Annotated in this window: 18 protein-coding genes and 1 pseudogene; 12 read left to right on the top strand and 7 right to left on the bottom strand. The window is 45.1% G+C overall.

The features are described 5' to 3' along the window. Positions 1 to 30: 30 nt before the first annotated feature. Both RJD38_RS15230 and RJD38_RS15225 read left to right on the top strand, forming a co-directional pair. Positions 31 to 900, top strand: coding sequence for a patatin-like phospholipase family protein (locus tag RJD38_RS15230; protein ID WP_005598243.1), 870 nt, complete (start codon positions 31 to 33; stop codon positions 898 to 900). 27 nt (positions 901 to 927) lie between these two features. After that, positions 928 to 1,563 carry a DsbA family protein gene (locus tag RJD38_RS15225; protein ID WP_065546473.1) on the top strand — a complete coding sequence of 212 codons (636 nt, stop codon included), beginning with the start codon at positions 928 to 930 and terminating at the stop codon, positions 1,561 to 1,563. Between the two features lie 64 nt (positions 1,564 to 1,627). Here the strand turns inward: RJD38_RS15225 and RJD38_RS15220 are convergent, their stop codons facing one another. Beyond that, the gene (locus tag RJD38_RS15220) at positions 1,628 to 1,840 is read right to left on the bottom strand and encodes a cold-shock protein (protein WP_005598240.1); all 213 of its coding nucleotides are present in this window, start codon (positions 1,838 to 1,840) and stop codon (positions 1,628 to 1,630) included. Between the two features lie 258 nt (positions 1,841 to 2,098). Beyond that, positions 2,099 to 3,541, bottom strand: coding sequence for a PLP-dependent aminotransferase family protein (locus tag RJD38_RS15215; protein WP_065546472.1), 1,443 nt, complete (start codon positions 3,539 to 3,541; stop codon positions 2,099 to 2,101). A gap of 111 nt (positions 3,542 to 3,652) precedes the next feature. Between RJD38_RS15215 and RJD38_RS15210 the strand changes: the two genes are divergently transcribed. The 3 genes from RJD38_RS15210 to RJD38_RS15200 all read left to right on the top strand — a co-directional run bounded on the left by RJD38_RS15210 (position 3,653) and on the right by RJD38_RS15200 (position 6,632). Beyond that, positions 3,653 to 4,312 (top strand): pyridoxamine 5'-phosphate oxidase family protein, encoded by a 660-nt coding sequence (locus RJD38_RS15210; protein WP_065546471.1) that lies wholly within the window; start codon positions 3,653 to 3,655, stop codon positions 4,310 to 4,312. Between the two features lie 485 nt (positions 4,313 to 4,797). Then, positions 4,798 to 5,850, top strand: coding sequence for a porin (locus RJD38_RS15205; RefSeq protein ID WP_367971655.1), 1,053 nt, complete (start codon positions 4,798 to 4,800; stop codon positions 5,848 to 5,850). A gap of 167 nt (positions 5,851 to 6,017) precedes the next feature. Then, on the top strand, positions 6,018 to 6,632 hold the full coding sequence (locus RJD38_RS15200) for a fumarylacetoacetate hydrolase family protein (protein ID WP_065546470.1): 615 nt from the start codon (positions 6,018 to 6,020) through the stop codon (positions 6,630 to 6,632). Between the two features lie 98 nt (positions 6,633 to 6,730). On the opposite strand, the gene RJD38_RS15195 is transcribed toward RJD38_RS15200, so the two are convergent. The 3 genes and pseudogenes from RJD38_RS15195 to RJD38_RS15185 form a co-directional block, all read right to left on the bottom strand. After that, positions 6,731 to 7,045, bottom strand: a complete 315-nt coding sequence (locus RJD38_RS15195) for an AzlD domain-containing protein (RefSeq protein ID WP_065546469.1) — start codon at positions 7,043 to 7,045, stop codon at positions 6,731 to 6,733. Then, a complete protein-coding gene (locus tag RJD38_RS15190; RefSeq protein WP_083163733.1) occupies positions 7,042 to 7,839 on the bottom strand; it encodes an AzlC family ABC transporter permease in 798 nt (265 codons plus the stop codon). The genes RJD38_RS15195 and RJD38_RS15190 overlap by 4 nt, the downstream gene beginning before the upstream one ends. A 74-nt stretch (positions 7,840 to 7,913) precedes the next feature. Beyond that, positions 7,914 to 8,740 (bottom strand): annotated as a pseudogene (locus RJD38_RS15185) (AraC family transcriptional regulator). Positions 8,741 to 9,015: 275 nt separating this feature from the next. On the opposite strand from RJD38_RS15185, the gene RJD38_RS15180 reads away from it, so the two are divergent. Together RJD38_RS15180 and RJD38_RS15175 are read left to right on the top strand one after the other, a co-directional pair. Then, positions 9,016 to 9,651, top strand: a complete 636-nt coding sequence (locus RJD38_RS15180; protein ID WP_005598226.1) for a LysE family translocator — start codon at positions 9,016 to 9,018, stop codon at positions 9,649 to 9,651. A gap of 109 nt (positions 9,652 to 9,760) precedes the next feature. Further along, a complete protein-coding gene (locus RJD38_RS15175) occupies positions 9,761 to 10,180 on the top strand; it encodes a GNAT family N-acetyltransferase (protein WP_005598224.1) in 420 nt (139 codons plus the stop codon). An 87-nt stretch (positions 10,181 to 10,267) separates the two neighbouring features. On the opposite strand, the gene RJD38_RS15170 is transcribed toward RJD38_RS15175, so the two are convergent. Continuing rightward, positions 10,268 to 11,971: a phospho-sugar mutase gene (locus RJD38_RS15170; protein WP_367971654.1), complete on the bottom strand. Its 1,704-nt coding sequence runs from the start codon at positions 11,969 to 11,971 to the stop codon at positions 10,268 to 10,270. Positions 11,972 to 12,308: 337 nt separating this feature from the next. Here RJD38_RS15170 and coxB point away from each other — a divergent pair, with 337 nt between their 5' ends. The 4 genes from coxB to RJD38_RS15150 all read left to right on the top strand — a co-directional run bounded on the left by coxB (position 12,309) and on the right by RJD38_RS15150 (position 16,711). Beyond that, the gene (coxB, locus tag RJD38_RS15165) at positions 12,309 to 13,472 is read left to right on the top strand and encodes a cytochrome c oxidase subunit II (RefSeq protein ID WP_081467388.1); all 1,164 of its coding nucleotides are present in this window, start codon (positions 12,309 to 12,311) and stop codon (positions 13,470 to 13,472) included. Then, positions 13,469 to 15,109, top strand: a complete 1,641-nt coding sequence (gene ctaD, locus RJD38_RS15160) for a cytochrome c oxidase subunit I (RefSeq protein WP_005598216.1) — start codon at positions 13,469 to 13,471, stop codon at positions 15,107 to 15,109. Before coxB ends, ctaD begins: the two co-directional genes overlap by 4 nt. Positions 15,110 to 15,119: 10 nt before the next feature. Beyond that, a complete protein-coding gene (locus RJD38_RS15155) occupies positions 15,120 to 15,761 on the top strand; it encodes a cytochrome c oxidase assembly protein (RefSeq protein ID WP_009386632.1) in 642 nt (213 codons plus the stop codon). Positions 15,762 to 15,826: 65 nt separating this feature from the next. After that, positions 15,827 to 16,711, top strand: a complete 885-nt coding sequence (locus tag RJD38_RS15150) for a cytochrome c oxidase subunit 3 (protein ID WP_009386631.1) — start codon at positions 15,827 to 15,829, stop codon at positions 16,709 to 16,711. Between the two features lie 82 nt (positions 16,712 to 16,793). Here RJD38_RS15150 and RJD38_RS15145 read toward each other — a convergent pair whose 3' ends face one another. Further along, positions 16,794 to 17,030, bottom strand: coding sequence for a DUF2909 domain-containing protein (locus tag RJD38_RS15145; protein ID WP_065546468.1), 237 nt, complete (start codon positions 17,028 to 17,030; stop codon positions 16,794 to 16,796). On the opposite strand from RJD38_RS15145, the gene RJD38_RS15140 reads away from it, so the two are divergent. Continuing rightward, a complete protein-coding gene (locus RJD38_RS15140; protein WP_065546467.1) occupies positions 17,020 to 17,787 on the top strand; it encodes an SURF1 family protein in 768 nt (255 codons plus the stop codon). The two genes, RJD38_RS15145 and RJD38_RS15140, sit on opposite strands and share 11 nt — an antisense overlap. The last annotated feature ends 24 nt before the right edge of the window (positions 17,788 to 17,811 follow it).

Raw genomic sequence — 17,811 nt, 5'->3', positions numbered from 1 at the left:
ATTGCCAGAATGAAATAATTGAGAAAAGAGATGAGCAAAACAGCGTTGGTAGTGGAAGGCGGAGCGATGCGTGGCATTTTCGCCTGTGGTGTTTTAGATTCATTTATGGCGCAGAATTATAAACCTTATGATTTTGCGATTGGTGTTTCCGCAGGCGCGTCAAATTTATTGGGTTACCTTTCTCATGCGCCTGGTCGAAGCCACCATGTAATTACTCAACTCGCCACCAACAAACATTTTTTCAATCGTGCCCGCTTTGCTCGAGGCGGCGATTTAGTTGATGTAAAATGGTTGATTAAGGAATCTAATCGTCGTTATCCATTGGATAATGATGCACTGTTCAAAACGCCAATGATAGCCGCGGCTACTAACATTGAAACAGGACATGCAGACTACTTCCAATTGACACCGTCTAATCTGGAAATGGTTATCGAAGCCACCACCGCATTGCCAATTGCCTATCGCACACCTCCTTGCTTTTCTGGTGGCTGCTATACCGATGGTGGCGTGGCAGATTCAATTCCGGTTAAAGAGGCGTATCGACGTGGTGCGCGAGATATTACCGTTGTATTATCACATCCACTCAGTTATCACATGAAGCCGATGCGCGCAGCATGGTTGATGAAGCGATTACTTGCTCAATACCCACGTATTGCGGAGTCTATGCTTGTCCGTGCGGAAAATTACAATCAATCGTTAGAATTTATCCATTCTCCACCTGAAGATGCGATCATTCGTGTCATTGCCCCACCAGAAGAGTTTTCAGTTAAACGTTTAACTATGAACCAAGCGGTACTTGAAGACGGATACCAAATGGGAATCAATGCAGGACAAATGCATATTGCTCGTGGTGAGGGGATTTTCTATTTTACTCACGAGAAGCATCTTTTTAGTGAATAGAAGTGGTAAGCGCGAAGGGATCAGGGAATGGAGCAAAGCAAGCTATATTATGTGCACGATCCAATGTGTGCATGGTGCTGGGGTTATAAACCTACATGGAACAGAATCGAACAAGCATTGATCCACAATGAAGCTCATCGACTTGAGGTCGTCTATTTAGTTGGGGGATTGGCGGAAGATAACGACCAAGCGATGCCGATGGAAATGCAGCAGCAAATCACTTCCTATTGGCAGAAAATTGAGCGCTATTTAGGCACCCAATTCAACTATGATTTTTGGCGTGATAACACGCCTCGACGCTCAACTTATCCGGCTTGTCGTGCCGTCTTGGCTGCTCGCCATTTAGGGGCAGAAAAGGCGATGATCACCGCTATTCAACAAGGCTATTACCTTCGTGCGCTTAACCCGAGTGACAATGCGGTATTAATTCAACTCGCAGAAGAGTTGCAGCTCGATGTCTTTCAGTTTCGACAATTATTGGCATCAAAGGCGCTTAATCAGCAGCTCCATAGTGAAATCGCTTTGGCTCGTTCGATAGGGGGATGCAGCTTCCCTTCCTTGTTTTTTCAACACAAGGGCGTAGTGAAAGAGTTGGCGGTTGAATACCAAGATGCAGAGCAAACGCTTAGAGAGATCCGTTTGCTATTAGATAAGAGAGAATAACCGTTTGAATTTGGACGAGTGGCGTGATGAAGTATCACGCCACTATGATGATTCGGACAACCGATTAGATCGGAGTGACTTGAGTCGCTTGAGGGCCTTTAGGACCTTGCTCGACGTTGAAAGACACTTTCTGTCCTTCTGTCAGCGTTTTAAAACCATCTGAAACAATTTCGCGGAAGTGAACGAAGACGTCTGCGCCACCATCATCTTGTGAGATGAAACCAAAGCCTTTAGTTTCATTAAACCATTTTACAGAACCTGTCATTTTACCAGACATACATACCTCAAATATCGTATTAGATTGCTAAACATTAGCGGTTAACAAAAGCTATTAGATGGTTTTGTAAGGTAAAGTTGTCGCAGTGCTTAAACGAAGAAGTTCGAAAGGTTTCTGTGAAAAAACTGTACATTTTACATTAATAGCTTTGTGTCTAGTTCGCGTAACCGTCACGCACTATCTATGCGTCATCACGAGAACTATTTAATAAGTCTAGTAAATCCACTTGATAAAGCAAAAAACCATCGCCGATAAATGCTAATTATTTTTAAAGAATTCATTAGCCAATTGTTCGACTAAGACGGGAATTTGCTCGAGCGGGGTGTTACCAAAGCCAAGCACCACTCCATGCCAGTCACGGCCTGATTTAGCGTGTGGTTGATAGTAGCTCAATGTACGCAGAATGAGGTTAATGTTCAGCGCGCGTTGGCGTAAAGTCTCTTCATCGATCTTCCCTTGCCAACGTAATGTAATATGCAGCCCGGCCGCTTGGCTGATGACTTCAACATGGTGACCAAAATACAGCGTGATAGCGCTTAGCATTGCTTGGTGTTTAGCTTTATATAACCGACGCATTTTCCGAATGTGGCGCAGCAATTCTCCTTCAGTAATGAAATCGGCGAGGGCGTATTGAGTATGGACAGGTGAGTCTCCGCTTAATGCATCTTTCATTACAAGGCACTGTTCAACTAAAGAATCGGGTACCACCATATAACCTAGCCGTAAGCCATTGAACATTACTTTGCTGAATGAGCCAATGTAGATAACACAGTTATCTAGGCCAATTTGTGCAGCGAGCCCTTGTAAGCTGGTGTGTGGCCGGTGTGCAAACTGAAACTCGCTATCGTAGTCATCCTCGATAATCCAACGCTTTCCTTGGCTTGCCCAATCAATCAGTTTTAATCGTTGTTCACTGTTGATTGTGGTGCCCATCGGGTATTGATTGCTGGGGGTGATGTAAAGCGCCTTAGCTTCGCTGGTAATGACTTGCTCAATATTCACGCCTTTAAACGGGGAGACATCAACATAGCGTTTCTGTGCATCAACCAAACTCATCACTTTGTCGGCTTGGACATAGCCGGGCTGCTCAAGCAAAATTTGTTCGTCTCGATGGAGAATGGCTAATGCAGCAATGGCAAGCCCCTGCTGCGCGCCAGAAGTGATAATGATCTGTTCTGGACGGCAGACCACTGAACGGCTAGAGGCTAAATAACTTGATAAAGCACTGCGCAATTCAAGTACGCCTTGTAAATCACTATTACCTAAAATATGCGTGCGAGAGCTGTGACGTTGCAGATAACGTTGCCATTTCTTCAATGGGAATTGGGTGAGATCTGGAATGCCAGGCGCAAACGATCGATTGATATCTTGTTTCAGTTTGCTATGTGATGCAGGAGTATCGGCGGTATTCTTGGTGTTCAAATAGTGCTCTGGTAGTTCGAGTGAAACGTAAAATCCACTACCTCGCTGGCTCTCAATGTACCCTTCACACAGCAATTGTTCGTAGGTGGCAATAACGGTATTGCGGCTAAGATTAAGCTCTAAAGCCAGTTTTCGGGTTGAAGGGAGTTTTCCTGCTAGTGGCCACAATCCGTGCACGATCTTATCGCGAATCGCATGAAATAAGCGCGCTTGTAATGTGGCATTACTCTCTGGTAAGCAAAGATCGCCAATATCAATATGAGGTGAAATTCGAGACATAAATTGGATCCACAAATTGCTTTAAACTGGCTCTAAAATTCAAACCAGTTTGGCAATATAGTAGCGATAAAGCAATGTTAGTTGACCACACAAATGTGAATAGGGAAGTTTATGTTATCTGCTACCTCTCGAAGTACGATAAAAAAAGGCGCACATAAAGCACGTACTCAATTAGAACTACTGCACAGTATTATTGATGAGTCATTGATTGCACATATTGCCATCAGCGAAGAGACGGGGCCTGTAGTGATCCCGATGTTGGCTTGGCGGGTTGATGATTACGTTTATATTCATGGGGCCAACAATAGTCGTTTGATGCGTAATCTCAAAAAAGGCAACTCAACTTGCTTAACCTTTACTTTGTTCGACGGATGGGTATTGGCACGTTCTGCCTTTCATCACAGTGCGCATTATCGTTCCGCGGTGGTGTTTGGTCAGTTTACCGCGATTGAAGAACGAGCTGAGAAAGATAGGCTATTGAATCACTTTATTGAGCAAATCGCCCCTAGTCGGTGTGAAGAGATTCGCTTGAGTAGCGATAAAGAATTGGATGCGACTATGTTACTGGCGATACCGTTAACCGAAGCTTCTGTCAAAGTCAGTGAGAATGACGTTGCCGATGATGAACAAGATCTGTCGATACCTGTTTGGGCCGGTTTCATACCTTATAAAACAGTGGTTGGCCCTCTAGTGGCTAGTGAAACCATGACTGACACGCCCAAAGCACCTGATTATTCCATGGCGTATGGCGATCGATGGCAAAATGCATAATGTCATTTAATCGGGAGACTTAGGAGACTGAGGTTGACGATCAGCCTCAGTGAACCGGGTGTGAAAATAGACTGCGTTATCGGTGCGTTTCAAGACCAATACCAAGATAGCCGCTGATTGGATCTTTATTCTTCACCGTGTAAAAAACATTCACGTTTTATTCTTGGCAAAAACCGTCTCCAGGCCAATTACCATAGGCACTTGGTATTAGTGTGCTCAGCATCACACAACTTAAATAACTTAGTTGAATTGTGATCATTGTCACTAAATGCCGTACTTCATCCATCCCTAAGAATATTGTCTTTAAATTTATGCGTTTAAAAAATGAACATTGACACTAGTGGTGGTTTTTTGGTGCTACAAGTGAAAATAAGCAACGTTTCGCATTTGAAAGTTACAGTTTCATTACTAAATTTGAATGGATAGCGCGTGTTGTATTCAGCACGTTTATAAAAAAAAACTATCACATAGATAGGGATATAATGATGAAATTAAATAGCTTAGCCATTGCAGTGGCATCAACTTTACTCGCTTCAACCAGTGCGTTTGCTGCACAAGTTTACAGTGGCGACGGAACGACACTTTCCGTCGGCGGCTACGTTGATGTGGGGATTGGTAAATATGGTTCTTATGGTGAGGATGTGGATGTCGAGGTGCATCAGGTATCGCCACGTATCAATATTGAAGGTAAAAAAGAGATCGGTAATGGTATTACGGTTGATGCGAAAGGTGAGTGGGCGCTCAATTATTTAGAAGGCGGCGATACCTCATTTACCACTCGACTTGGTTATATAGGAGCTAGTCACGACAAAGCCGGACGTGCAGTAGTCGGTACACAATGGTCTCCTTACTATGATGTGGCAGGCGTTGCCGACTTGCCGATCGCCTTTGCCAATGATTTCTTATACTCAAATCACAACAACCTCGGTTCTGCTCGTGCTGAAAAAATGGTCAGTTACCGCAATACTCTTGCAGTGAGCAGTGATATCGCGCTGAGTTTTGGTCTCGGTTGGCAAGGTAAAAAAACGGCTACTTCAACGAAAGAGAGTCAACCTGTTAATCCTGGCCCTATCGTTGTGACAACCACAAATGCTGACTATGATAACCGCGGTCAAATAGCCATTAGTGGTGATTTTGCCGGTTTTGGGGTGGGTTATACCTATAGTGCGGGTGATATCGATACCGAGAATGCGAAATCCCATATAGTCTCAGCCAATTATGGTTCGTACGGAAAAGGGATTTATGCCGCTTTAGTATGGGGTAAAAATGAGAACTTTTATAAGGGACTTGAAGAAACCTACCAATACGAAGCGCTAGCAGCATTTGGTCTCGATAATGGTGTGAATATCAGCGTTAACTACGAAGCAGTCGAAGACGACAAAACGGATAAAACACAATACAGCCAAAGTGCGATTCAAGTGGAATACACGATTGTATCGGGCTTTGTAACATTTGCTGGTTACCAGTTTGATTTGGGTAATGATATCGGCATTAAAGAAGAAGACTTTTATACCGCGGGTGCTCGCTACTACTTCTAATATGGATTTACGCTGTTAATACCTTAGGCAAGTCGATTAAAAACAACTCAGAGTTTGTCCTATAATGGGCGCAAGCTCTGAGTTTTTTGTTTTTAAACGTAAATTTTGTTTTCCGCAGATTTAGTTTGGCTAAAATGTGCCCTCACGATTTCCTCAGGGACGAAGGCATGCACTCGATTATTGTTGACGGAAAAGCACTCTCACCAACCAAAGTTCTTTGTGTTGGCCGTAATTACTTAGATCACATTAAAGAACTGAATAATGTGATTCCGCAACAAATGGTCGTGTTTAATAAGCCTTCAACCGCGATTACTACACAACTTAATGCTTACCATCAAGAGACTCTGCACTATGAAGGTGAGATTTGCTTTGTGGTCACCCAAGGACAATTGTCAGCCGTGGGCATTGGTCTGGATCTAACGAAGCGTCAACTTCAATCGGAGCTAAAACAGAAAGGTCTACCTTGGGAGCGAGCCAAAGCATTCGATGGTTCTGCTGTGTTTAGTCGATTTATTCCTTTAGCTGGTCTAACGATTGACGAGCTTGAGATTGAACTATTCATCAACTGCGTTCGAGTACAGCGTGGGGGAGTAAAACAGATGATTTATTCACCACAAACAATCGTCGCTGAGCTAAAAAGTTACACGACCTTGTGCGATGGTGATGTCATCATGAGTGGCACCCCGCAAGGCGTGGGTGAAGTACAGCAAGGGGATGTATTTCTCGGCCGCTTGATCCACGCAGGAAAAACGTTAATTGAAATAGAGTGGCTAGCAAACTAGGCCACTAAGATTAAAAACAACGCCAGCAATGATTGCTGGCGTTGTTGCCTTGGCCCTATGCCGCTTGTTGAATGACTACGGATGTGGATTGGCATTGCTTACAACAGCAAATTATTAATCAGTAAAAACACCACCATACTGACTACTGTTGTTAACAGCACATTGGCAGTCTTATAGATCAATATGGCCGCTAATATCGCGCAAAGTAAGTAAGGGTTAGTCGGGGCTAGCCATAATTCCCCCTCGGGTAGAAAAACGATCGGCGCTAGAATGGCAGTCAGTACTGCAGGGCCTGAATAGCTCAGAATGCGCTGTACTTGAGGCGCGAGTCGTAAAGGCAACTTTGGCTCGAGAAAGACATAGCGGCTGAAAAATACTAACCCAGCCATGGCGAAAATAGAAAGTATGGTCATGCTTGCTCTCCGCGCAAAGTTTCAACCAAATAACCTGTTAACATGCCGCCTAGGCTGGCGATCATTAATGCTCCTTCGACGTGAAAAAGGTTAAGTGCTACCGAAAGGATCAAAGCCACGATAACAGCTGCCAAAGTCGGGGAGTTCTTTACATTAGGGATGACTAAGGCGATAAATGTGGCTGCGACGGCAAATTCAAGTCCCAGCTCGTTCATCGCGGGTATATAGCTGCCAGCGACAATGCCCACAAAGGTAGCTAAATTCCAACATAGATAGAAGCTTAGCCCAGCCCCGAGAGCGTACCAAGGCTCAAAACGTTGAGTGGTTTGGTTGCCACAAATAGCAAATAGCTCGTCGGTGAGCAAAAAACCTAACGCTAGCCGCCAGCGTAGTGGAAGTTTACCAATCGTACTGCGCATCGATACGCTATAAAGAAAGTGTCTCGAGGTGATGAATAAGGTCGTCAGTAATAGCGTTGCGATGCCAGCGCCAGCTTTCATCATCCCTGTTGCGACAAGCTGGGCTGATCCCGCAAACAAAATTGCTGACAATGCTTGGCTTTCGATGGGGTTCAAGCCTGAATCAATCGCATAGGAGCCTGCTAATAATCCCCATGGAACAACCGCGATGCTAAGCGGCACCATGGCGATGCAGCCCCGTAAAAAGAGTTGTCGATTGCTTTGGGCTGGTTGGTCAGTTGTTCTATTGTCGATTGAGACATTTTCTATCGAAGTTCGCTCTGACGAATTACTCTGGGTTGAATCATGCTTTTGGCTGCGGTGCGGCTTGCCCATACATACTTCCTTATTGATTTTGTTTATCCACATTACGCCATGTTGAGATAAACAAACCTTGTACAAAATTGCCGTTAAAGTGATTGTTTATATTGCTTTGGAGTGACGCCCATTGCGCGTTTAAAATGTCGATGCAGATGGCTTTGATCATGGAAGCCTGACTCTTGTGCCACATCACTTAGGCGGTGTCCTTGTTTCATTAACGTCATGGCATAGCGCAAACGAGCTTGGATTTGATAGCTGTGCGGTGAAAAGCAGAACTCTTTTTGGAAAGAACGCGCGAAGTGGTAAGGACTGAGGTTGGCCAGTTTCGCCAACTCCGCCAAAGAGACATCCGCTTGAGGGAAGTCATCAATGAACTCTTTCGCTAGCATTAACTGACGTTGATTGCGGCTTTTTTCTTCATTGACGGTGTATTTCTTTGCATGGCGAGCCATCAGCTTGACTAACGTCCCATAGACTAAGGTTTCCCTTAGTAGGCGGTTATCCGAGTTTTCTAAGGTATCGAAAACCAAACGTAGCTGTTGTGCCATTTCAGGGTCGTAAACAACCGGTTCAGGGAAATAGGGAACCATGGCCTCATGGCTGATGCCGTCCGTGAGCGATGAAAACTGCTTAGGCAGGGGATACATTGCCTTATATTCCCAACCATGTTCACTGGCACTTTGGCCATTATGCACTTGCTCGGCATTGACCAATATAATGCTATCTTCTGGTGCAATATGATTACCACCATTACGGAAAAAGCGTTGCGCGCCTTTTTGAATTACCCCAACGGTATAGCCCTCGTGGCTATGGCGAGAAAATTTTGGTGCTTATATTTAGCGTCGATTAACTCTAAGCCACCGAGCTCTTGCGCTAGTTGAAACTTCGCACTCTCTTTAAAATGATTGTCGGCCATAGTGAACAGCGCTCCTTGCCAAATGGGTTACTGACAGGATAGATGATCCCCAACAGAAGTTTTTGTACAAACTTGCTCTTTGCTCACTATATGATCGGCACGAATTTTAGTCACTCAAACTCTAGGCTATTGATAAATAGCATTTTCGACATTAGTTCAAACTCTGTGTTGATAGCTAATGCCTAAAATGTTTGTTATGTCAGCGATAAAATCTAGATATTAAAGTTAGGGCAATATAAAATCCCCGTCCTTTCGCTAAGCTGCAAATAATAATTATGATTGATATCTCTATTTTGCCTGTCTATTTAACGGCAGTGGTGGCACTTTTGCTTCTTCCTGGGCCAGATATGTTACTGATAGCTAGTTCAAGTATTAGCTATGGTCGTCGCGTGGGTATTTTTGCCAGTTTAGGTAATGCTACATCGGGCATTATTCTTACTTTGCTTGCCGCTTTAGGCGTGTCAGCTCTGATCGCGATGAGCCCAATGGCATTAAAAGCATTGCACTTACTTGGTGGGGCATATCTGCTAAAAATGGGCTGGGATTGTATTCGCACTCAAGGCATCGATGCGCCTGAACTCGAAGGTCAGAGTAAGATGGCGACCAAATTTTACCAGCGAGCATTGGTGAGTAACCTACTCAACCCGAAAGCATTGGTGTTCTTTGTGATGTTTTTACCACAATTTGTTTCCACTAAAGTTGCCGCGACCTCGGGTGAGCAAATGTTAGCACTCGGACTGGTGCTCAATGTTTTGGGGCTGATCTTCAATCTCTTATTAGTCGCTCTCGTTGGAACTATGGGGAAAGGTTTGCTTGAAAATGCTAAATTTAGAACCTATCAACACAAGTTTATGGGCGCGATCTTTTTAGTACTTGCTTTGTGGATGCTGAATAGCTTTTTTCAAGCCTAGTTAACACAATTATTGTATCGGCCAGCATCATTGCTGGCCTTTTTTATGCCTGGCATTTATGGTGACGACCGCATAATAGAGCAGTGGTACTCTGAATTGAGGATAGAATATGCAGATAGACTTTTTGATCGATCCTGAAGAAAGCATTAAACAAGAAATTCATGCAGGCCTTCATGCCTTCAATATGAAAGTATTCCCTCATGAAGATAGCCTCGATGTGGCGTGTATTGCGACCAATGATAATGGTGAGTTTTGTGGCGGCCTGTTTGGCGAAATCTATACGAATACCCTATTTGTAAAATATTTTTGGTTAGATGAGAATAAACGTAAGTCAGGCCTGGGCAGAGAAGTATTCAGTTTAGCCGAGAGCAAAGTTCAACAAATGGGTATCACGGATATCTATTTGGATACGTTTTCATTTCAAGCGCGAGACTTCTACCTCAAACTCGGTTTTGAAGAAGTCGGTCGCTATAGTGGTTATCCGATGGCGGGTGTCGATAAAATCTTTTTGCAAAAGCGAATTGGTTAGAGAGAAAACTTCTAAGTCTGTTTGATAATATAAAAAAGCATGGTTTTACCATGCTTTTTTTGCTTTTTCGACGATATTAGCGTCAACTTAAATCATATGTTGATGCTCTGCAATGAGCATATCCATCGATAATTGAGCTTTTTCAAGTGATGCAGAATAGTCATCATCGCTCGAAATGGGTTCAACCACTTCATAGTAGCACTTCAATTTTGGCTCCGTACCGGATGGTCGCACGATAACGCGAGCACCTCCAGAAAGGTGATAAATGAGTACATCACTACTCGGTAAATCAATCGTTTCAATACGGCCATCAGCATAGTGGCGACGCTGGTGTTTAAGATCTTCGGTGAGCTCTACGTTACGTCCGGCAATCGCAACTGGCGGCTCCGTGCGCAGTTTATCGCCGACGGGTGGCGTATTTGGTGCTAGGGCGATACTTCTTTGAGCATTAACAAATATACCATGCTGGCGATAGAGGCTTTCTAACTGATCCCAAATCGTTTTTCCTTGGCTGTAAAGTTCTGCACTCAACTGAGCGAAAGCGACGAGTGCCGATAAGCCATCTTTATCCCACACCTTGCTTCCGACGGTATAACCAAGCGCTTCCTCATAAGCGAATAAGAATTGATGTTCTGCAGATTGCTTTTGCATCGCGACGTTGGTGAGCCATTTAAATCCAGTTAAGGTTTGGAAATACTCAGCTCCATGAGCTGCGGCAACTTTACTGAGTAGGCTAGATGAAACGATGGTGTTGCCCACCAGTTGCTTGGACGATTCTGTTTTGCTGAGTAAGTAATGACCAAATAGTGCACCAACTTGATCGCCGGTTAACATTTGGTAGTCGCCGTCGGGTTTTTGAACCGCTACGGCAAAACGATCAGCGTCGGGATCATTGGCGCAGGCTAATTGCGCGTTGTGTTGTTTGGCAAGAGCGATCACCATATCCATAGCGCCGGCTTCTTCGGGATTAGGGAAGTTAACCGTCGGGAAGGAACCATCAGGTTCGCGTTGCTCTTTTACACTGTAAACTTTACTAAAGCCGGCATCCGCAAGTAGGGTTTCTGCCATTCTTGCGCCAACACCGTGCATTGCTGTGTAAGCAATACCAATCGCATCTGGCTGGCTATGATTAGTTAGCAGAGTATTGCTATTCATGGTTTGGCGATAGGTTTGGTAGTAATCATCATTAAGCCACTCGAGTTTACCTTGCTGTTGAGCCTCTTCAAGTGACAGTAATGAAATTGGCTGATTAGCGACGGCGTCGATACAAGCCGCGATGCCGGAATCGTGTGGTGGAATGATCTGCGCACCATTTTGCCAGTAAACCTTAAAACCGTTATATTCCGGAGGGTTATGGCTAGCGGTTACAACGACAGCAGCGACGGTATTGAGGTAATTAACCCCAAAAGCAACGATAGGCGTTGCCGCGACATCGTGAGTTAAGTAGACCTTGATACCCAACTGTGCCAGCACGGCGGCTGTATCATGAGCAAATTGCTTTGAATCGGTGCGGCCATCATAACCAATCACAACTCCTCGTTGATTAGCATCGCTAAATTGGCTTTGTAAGTAGTGACCAAGTCCACACGCAGTTTGCTGAATAACCAATCTATTCATTCGGTTAGGACCACAACCCACTTTGCCACGTAACCCCGCGGTACCAAACTCTAAGCGGCTACGAAATCGGTCCGTTAATTCGTGTTGTTGATTCTCAGCAATCAAACGTTGCAATTCTTCACGTGTTTTTGGGTCTGGATCGAGTGCCAGCCATTGTGTCATTTGTTCTGTCATCGTGATTACCTATATGAGACGTTTCATTTATCTTAGGTGATATTGCTTATCATTTGCGAGAGCGCAATCGCTAAACCATTTTGTCACTGCACTTTCTTGCACATTTTAAAATCGATAACTAGCATTAATTAACATAAATATAACAAATTGCGTCAGTTTTAGGCGAACTCAAATGAATTAATTTTCCAATTTCATTTGAGATGTAATCTAAGTATTACGCATGGAAAGCACGAATAAAGCGCAAATGGACGTTGAGCAGAGTTTCTGATGTTCTACGTAAAAGTGATTGAACCTTTCGTTTTCGCGCTCGACTGGGCAGAAGCAGAGGAGAGCTCTTTTGAAGAGAATACCAGCATGGCTATGGCTAACATTGAAAGTCGGGGCTGCAATATCGGCATTTTCAGCAAGCGCTGAAGAGCCAGTACTAAACATGACACAAGGCGTGACACAAATCAGTGGGCAGGTTTATGAGCTGCATATGCTGATTTTTTACATATGCTGCGCAATCGCCTTGATTGTTTTTGGCGCGATGTTTTATTCCATTTTTAAACATCGCAAGTCGAAGGGAGCGGTGGCTGCACATTTTCATGAAAGCACCAAAGTTGAAATTATTTGGACTGTCATCCCCATCATTATCTTGATCGCCATGGCGATACCAGCCACTAAAACCCTAGTGGCAATGGAAGATACCACCCAATCAGATCTTACCGTCAAAATCACCGGCTCTCAGTGGAAGTGGCATTACAGTTACTTTGGTGAAGAGGTGGAGTTCTTTAGTTTGTTGGCGACTAGTCAGAAGCAAATCGATGGTATTGAAGCAAAAGGAGCGCACTACCTACTGGAAGTCGATAACCCGTTGGTGTTGCCTATCAATCGTAAAATTCGCTTTTTAATGACCTCTGATGATGTGATTCACTCTTGGTGGGTGCCGGATTTTGCGGTGAAAAAAGACACTATCCCTGGTTTTATCAACGAAGCTTGGACACGTATTGATAAACCTGGGGTGTATCGCGGTCAATGTGCCGAGTTGTGCGGACGAGCCCATGGTTTTATGCCCATCGTGGTACACGCAATGGAAGAGGATGATTACGATGCATGGCTTGCCGATCAGAAAGTTCAGTTAGCGTTAGCCAAAGAGCAGGCGGCACAAGCGCTAGGCAGTGTATTAACTCTCGAAGCGTTAATGCTGGAAGGCGAACAGATTTATGTTGAGCGCTGTGCGGTTTGTCACCAAGCCAATGGCGAGGGGATTCCAGGTGCATTCCCTGCGATTAAAGGCAGTGCAGTGGCTACGGGCGATTTGGATGCACACATCAGTACTATCGTAAATGGGGTGGCGGGTACCGCGATGCAATCATTTAGTAACCAACTGACCGAACAAGAGATCGCCGCCGTAATCACTTATCAACGTAATGGATTTGAGAATAATACCGGCGATGTGGTTCAAGCCGCGGACATCAATGCCTTTAAGATGCAAAGCCAAGGCAAGGAGGCACAATGAAAACCCAGACTCCTCACCCAACCAAGTCATCGCCAGTCGCCGATGCTGATTTGAGTCGCGCGAATTCAACTGCGGCACTCGATCATGAAGAGCACCACGCACCTAAAGGGTTGGCTCGCTGGATTTACTCTACTAACCACAAAGACATCGGTACGCTCTATTTATGGTTTAGTTTGATCATGTTTTTCACCGGCGGCGCAATGGCAATGATCATTCGTGCAGAGCTCTTTCAGCCGGGGTTACAACTTGTTGATCCACAATTTTTTAATCAGATGACCACGGTGCATGGCTTAGTGATGGTGTTTGGTGCTGTGATGCCTGCTTTCACGGGGCTGGCAAACTGGATGATTCCGTTAATGATCGGTGCGCCAGATATGGCATTGCCCCGTATGAATAACCTCAGTTTTTGGATCTTGCCTTTCGCGTTTGCAATTTTAATTGGTTCACTGTTCACAGCGGGTGGTGGGCCTGATTTTGGCTGGACATTTTATGCGCCACTGTCGACAACCTACGGGCCAGATAGCACCGCGTTGTTCGTTTTTTCGGTGCACATTATGGGGATCAGTTCGATCATGGGGGCGATAAACGTCATCGTAACGATCGTTAATATGCGTGCGCCAGGAATGACATGGTTCAAAATGCCGTTGTTTGTCTGGACATGGTTGATCACCGCGTTTTTATTGATTGCCGTTATGCCTGTGCTGGCGGGGGCCGTCACCATGGTATTGACGGATAAGTACTTTGGTACTTCGTTCTTTGATGCGGCGGGTGGCGGTGACCCAGTGATGTTCCAACATATCTTCTGGTTCTTCGGTCATCCAGAAGTGTACATCATGATTTTGCCTTCATTTGGCATTATTTCGGCGATTATCCCAGCATTTAGCGGCAAAAAGCTTTTTGGTTATCACTCTATGGTGTACGCCACTTGTAGTATTGCGTTGTTGTCGTTCCTTGTTTGGGCGCACCACATGTTTACCACCGGGATGCCAGTATTTGCCGAGCTGTTCTTTATGTATTGCACCATGTTGATCGCCGTACCAACAGGGGTGAAGGTCTTTAACTGGGTGGCGACCATGTGGCGAGGAGCAATGACATTTGAAACGCCAATGCTGTTCGCGATCGCCTTTATTGTATTGTTCACAATCGGTGGTTTTTCAGGCTTGATGTTGGCGATAGTGCCTGCCGACTTCCAATATCACGATACCTATTTTGTGGTGGCGCATTTTCATTATGTGCTGGTGTCTGGTGCGGTCTTCTCGATCATGGCGGCGGCCTATTATTGGCTGCCTAAGTGGACTGGGCATATGTACGACCAAAAATTAAGTTTATGGCATTTTTGGACTTCGATTATCTCGGTCAATGTGTTGTTCTTCCCGATGCACTTTCTGGGGTTGGCGGGGATGCCAAGACGGATCCCAGATTATGCGATTCAGTTTGCCGATGTGAACCAAATTGTCTCCATTGGCGGTTTTGCATTTGGTTTATCACAGTTGTTGTTCTTGTGGGTTGTCATTAAATGCATTCGTGGTGGAGAAAAAGCCCCTGCGAAGCCATGGGAACGGGCGGAAGGATTGGAATGGACCGTTCCAAGTCCTGCACCTCACCATACCTTTTCGACACCACCTAAAATAGATTGAGGTGATGATCATGGATGAACAAGAGCATATTCAACGCAAAGCGAACAAAACCTTAACGGCTAAGTTGTTGGTCGCCACGATAGCGATGTTTGGCTTTGGTTTCGCATTAGTGCCGTTGTACGACATTATGTGCGATGCACTTGGCATCAATGGCAAAACGAATCGTGAGGCTGTGGAGCAACCCGCTGCGTTAACACCTGATACGTCGCGCACGATTCGAGTTGAGTTTATTGCTCACCCTAATCCGACTATGCCGTGGGAGTTTAAACCTCAAGTTATGAGCATGGATGTACATCCTGGGGAGGTAATTCAAACCTCTTACTATGCATTTAATCGTTCCGATCAAACGGTGATTGGCCAAGCCGTACCCTCGGTTTCTCCCGGAATGGGGGCAAGCTACTTTAACAAAGTGGAGTGTTTTTGTTTTAACAAACAGCCACTTGATGGCCGAAGTGGCGTGGATATGCCGCTAATTTTTTACATAGAACGAGATATACCTCAATCGATTCATACCTTAACGCTCTCCTACACGCTGTATGACATCACGGCAGCGCAAAATAAGAAGAGTAAGCAAGTGGCGAAAATTGAGGCTCCGGCATCACGCGATATGACTAAACAAACAATGCGCGACAATAATTTGCAGGGCAACTGAACCACAACTGCTTGGTCAGAAGCATGCCACAACCACGAAACTCGTGGCTTACAAGGAGAAACAGCATGAGCTCTAAACCTCAATCGTATTATGTACCGGCACAAAGTACCTGGCCGATCGTTGCGGCCATCGCCTTGTTCTTGATTGCGCTAGGGGCAGGGTTGACGGTGCAAACCATGGCTGAGGGTGGCAGTGCGAGTCTCTTTTCAAAAATCATATTGGGTTTTGGCTTTCTTTTTCTGCTCTACGTCTTAGCAAGGTGGTTCAGTAACGTGATTACTGAGTCGATGACGGGCCTCTATTCTGCGCAAATATCACGCTCGTTTCGTCAGGGAATGAGCTGGTTTATATTCTCGGAAATCATGTTTTTTGGTGCATTTTTCGGGGCACTGTTTTATGCACGTTTGATCTCGGTTCCTTGGCTTGCTGGAGCAAGTAATAATGCGATGACTCATGAAGTGCTGTGGCCGGCGTTTGAGGCAATATGGCCGTTGACCACGACACCTGATGGTACGACAACCATGGCAATGGGCTGGGCAGGCATTCCGCTAAAAAATACGCTGATCCTGCTGCTATCTTCCGTCACTTTGCATATGGCGCACGTCAGTTTAGAGCGTAACAAGCGCATGGCGTTGATTGTGTGGCTCGAAATTACCATCGTATTGGCATTCTTCTTTCTTTATTTTCAGGCGGCGGAATACATTCATGCGTATGAAGAGCTGGGCTTGACGTTAGATGCAGGTATTTATGGTAATACCTTTTTCTTATTAACCGGTTTTCATGGTTTGCATGTCTGTTTAGGCACCATCTTCTTGATCATCTTGTTGGCTCGGGTTGCGAAAGATCACTTTACTCCGAAAGATCATTTCGCGTTTCAAGCTGGTAGTTGGTATTGGCACTTTGTTGATGTGGTGTGGTTGTGTTTGTTCATCTTTGTCTACGTGCTTTAGCGAGAACCCATCGTTCTCAAATATCAAAACGATGGGTGAATAGAGCTGGATTGAGAGTGTGTTTAATCAATGATTGGCATTGCTAATAAGGGCGGACATTGGCTTCGATGATGCCGGTAAGTAAAGCCACAATGAGTAACACCACCGCGAGGGCGGAGAGAACGAGACGTTGACCTAGATAGTGACTCATAGGAGGCTGATCAGATTCGTTTGCTTCGTCTTCATCGGGCGATTTAACCATCTCAATTAAGGCTTTGGCGAGGTTGGCGATGATAAAAAGCAGTAGTACCACAAGCAGTAATTTGAAGATGAAAACCATAGCGTTGTCCTTAAGTGAGTTAATAAAACAACCGTCGTTTTGGTTGGCGCTTATCTTAACTGTGGTTGCGATATCGATATTGGTCAACTTGGGATTATGGCAATTAAATCGGGCTGAGCAGAAACAGGTGATACAGCAAGAGCTTGATAGCAAGCAGTGGCAAACTCTTCTGCCATTAGACGATGTACAGCCTAGCCAAGAGAGCTATTTGACCGGGCAACGAGTGGACGTTCTTGCAACACCACTACATGGAAAATACTTATTGCTAGATAACCAAGTATTTGAGGGCAATGTGGGCTATTTGGCGATTCAGTTGATGAAAACGGCACAAGGGCGTTATGTATTACTTGAACGAGGCTTTATTCCTGCGGGTGTGAACCGTTCAATACTGCCTGAAGTCAATTGGTTGGATGAGAGGTATCAAGGGGAAGGGCGATTGTATGTACGTTCAAACAACCCGCTCAGTGACGCATTGATGGCTGAGGATACCTTGCCAGTGCGTATTCAAAATTTGAACATCGCTGCGTTAAGCCGCCTTTGGCAATACCCAATTGAGAGGTTTGTCGTTCAACCACAATCGATTGATCAGCAGTGGGATTACCCACAGCCGTGGAACCCACTGCCAATGAGTGCAGGAAAACATATTGGTTATGCGGTGCAGTGGTTTGCCATGGCAGTAGCATTGGCAATATTAGCGCTTATTTGGCTGTCGTTGGCAGTGAAGTCAAAGCGAAAAGTGGTCAACGATTTACCTTGATTGTCATCGAGCTAAGGAGAGCAA

The organism is Vibrio scophthalmi (genome assembly GCF_040869025.1).
Taxonomy (GTDB): Bacteria; Pseudomonadota; Gammaproteobacteria; order Enterobacterales; family Vibrionaceae; genus Vibrio; species Vibrio scophthalmi.
The sequence above is the reverse complement of the archived record's forward strand: the minus strand, read 5'-3'. Positions and strand labels throughout refer to the sequence as shown.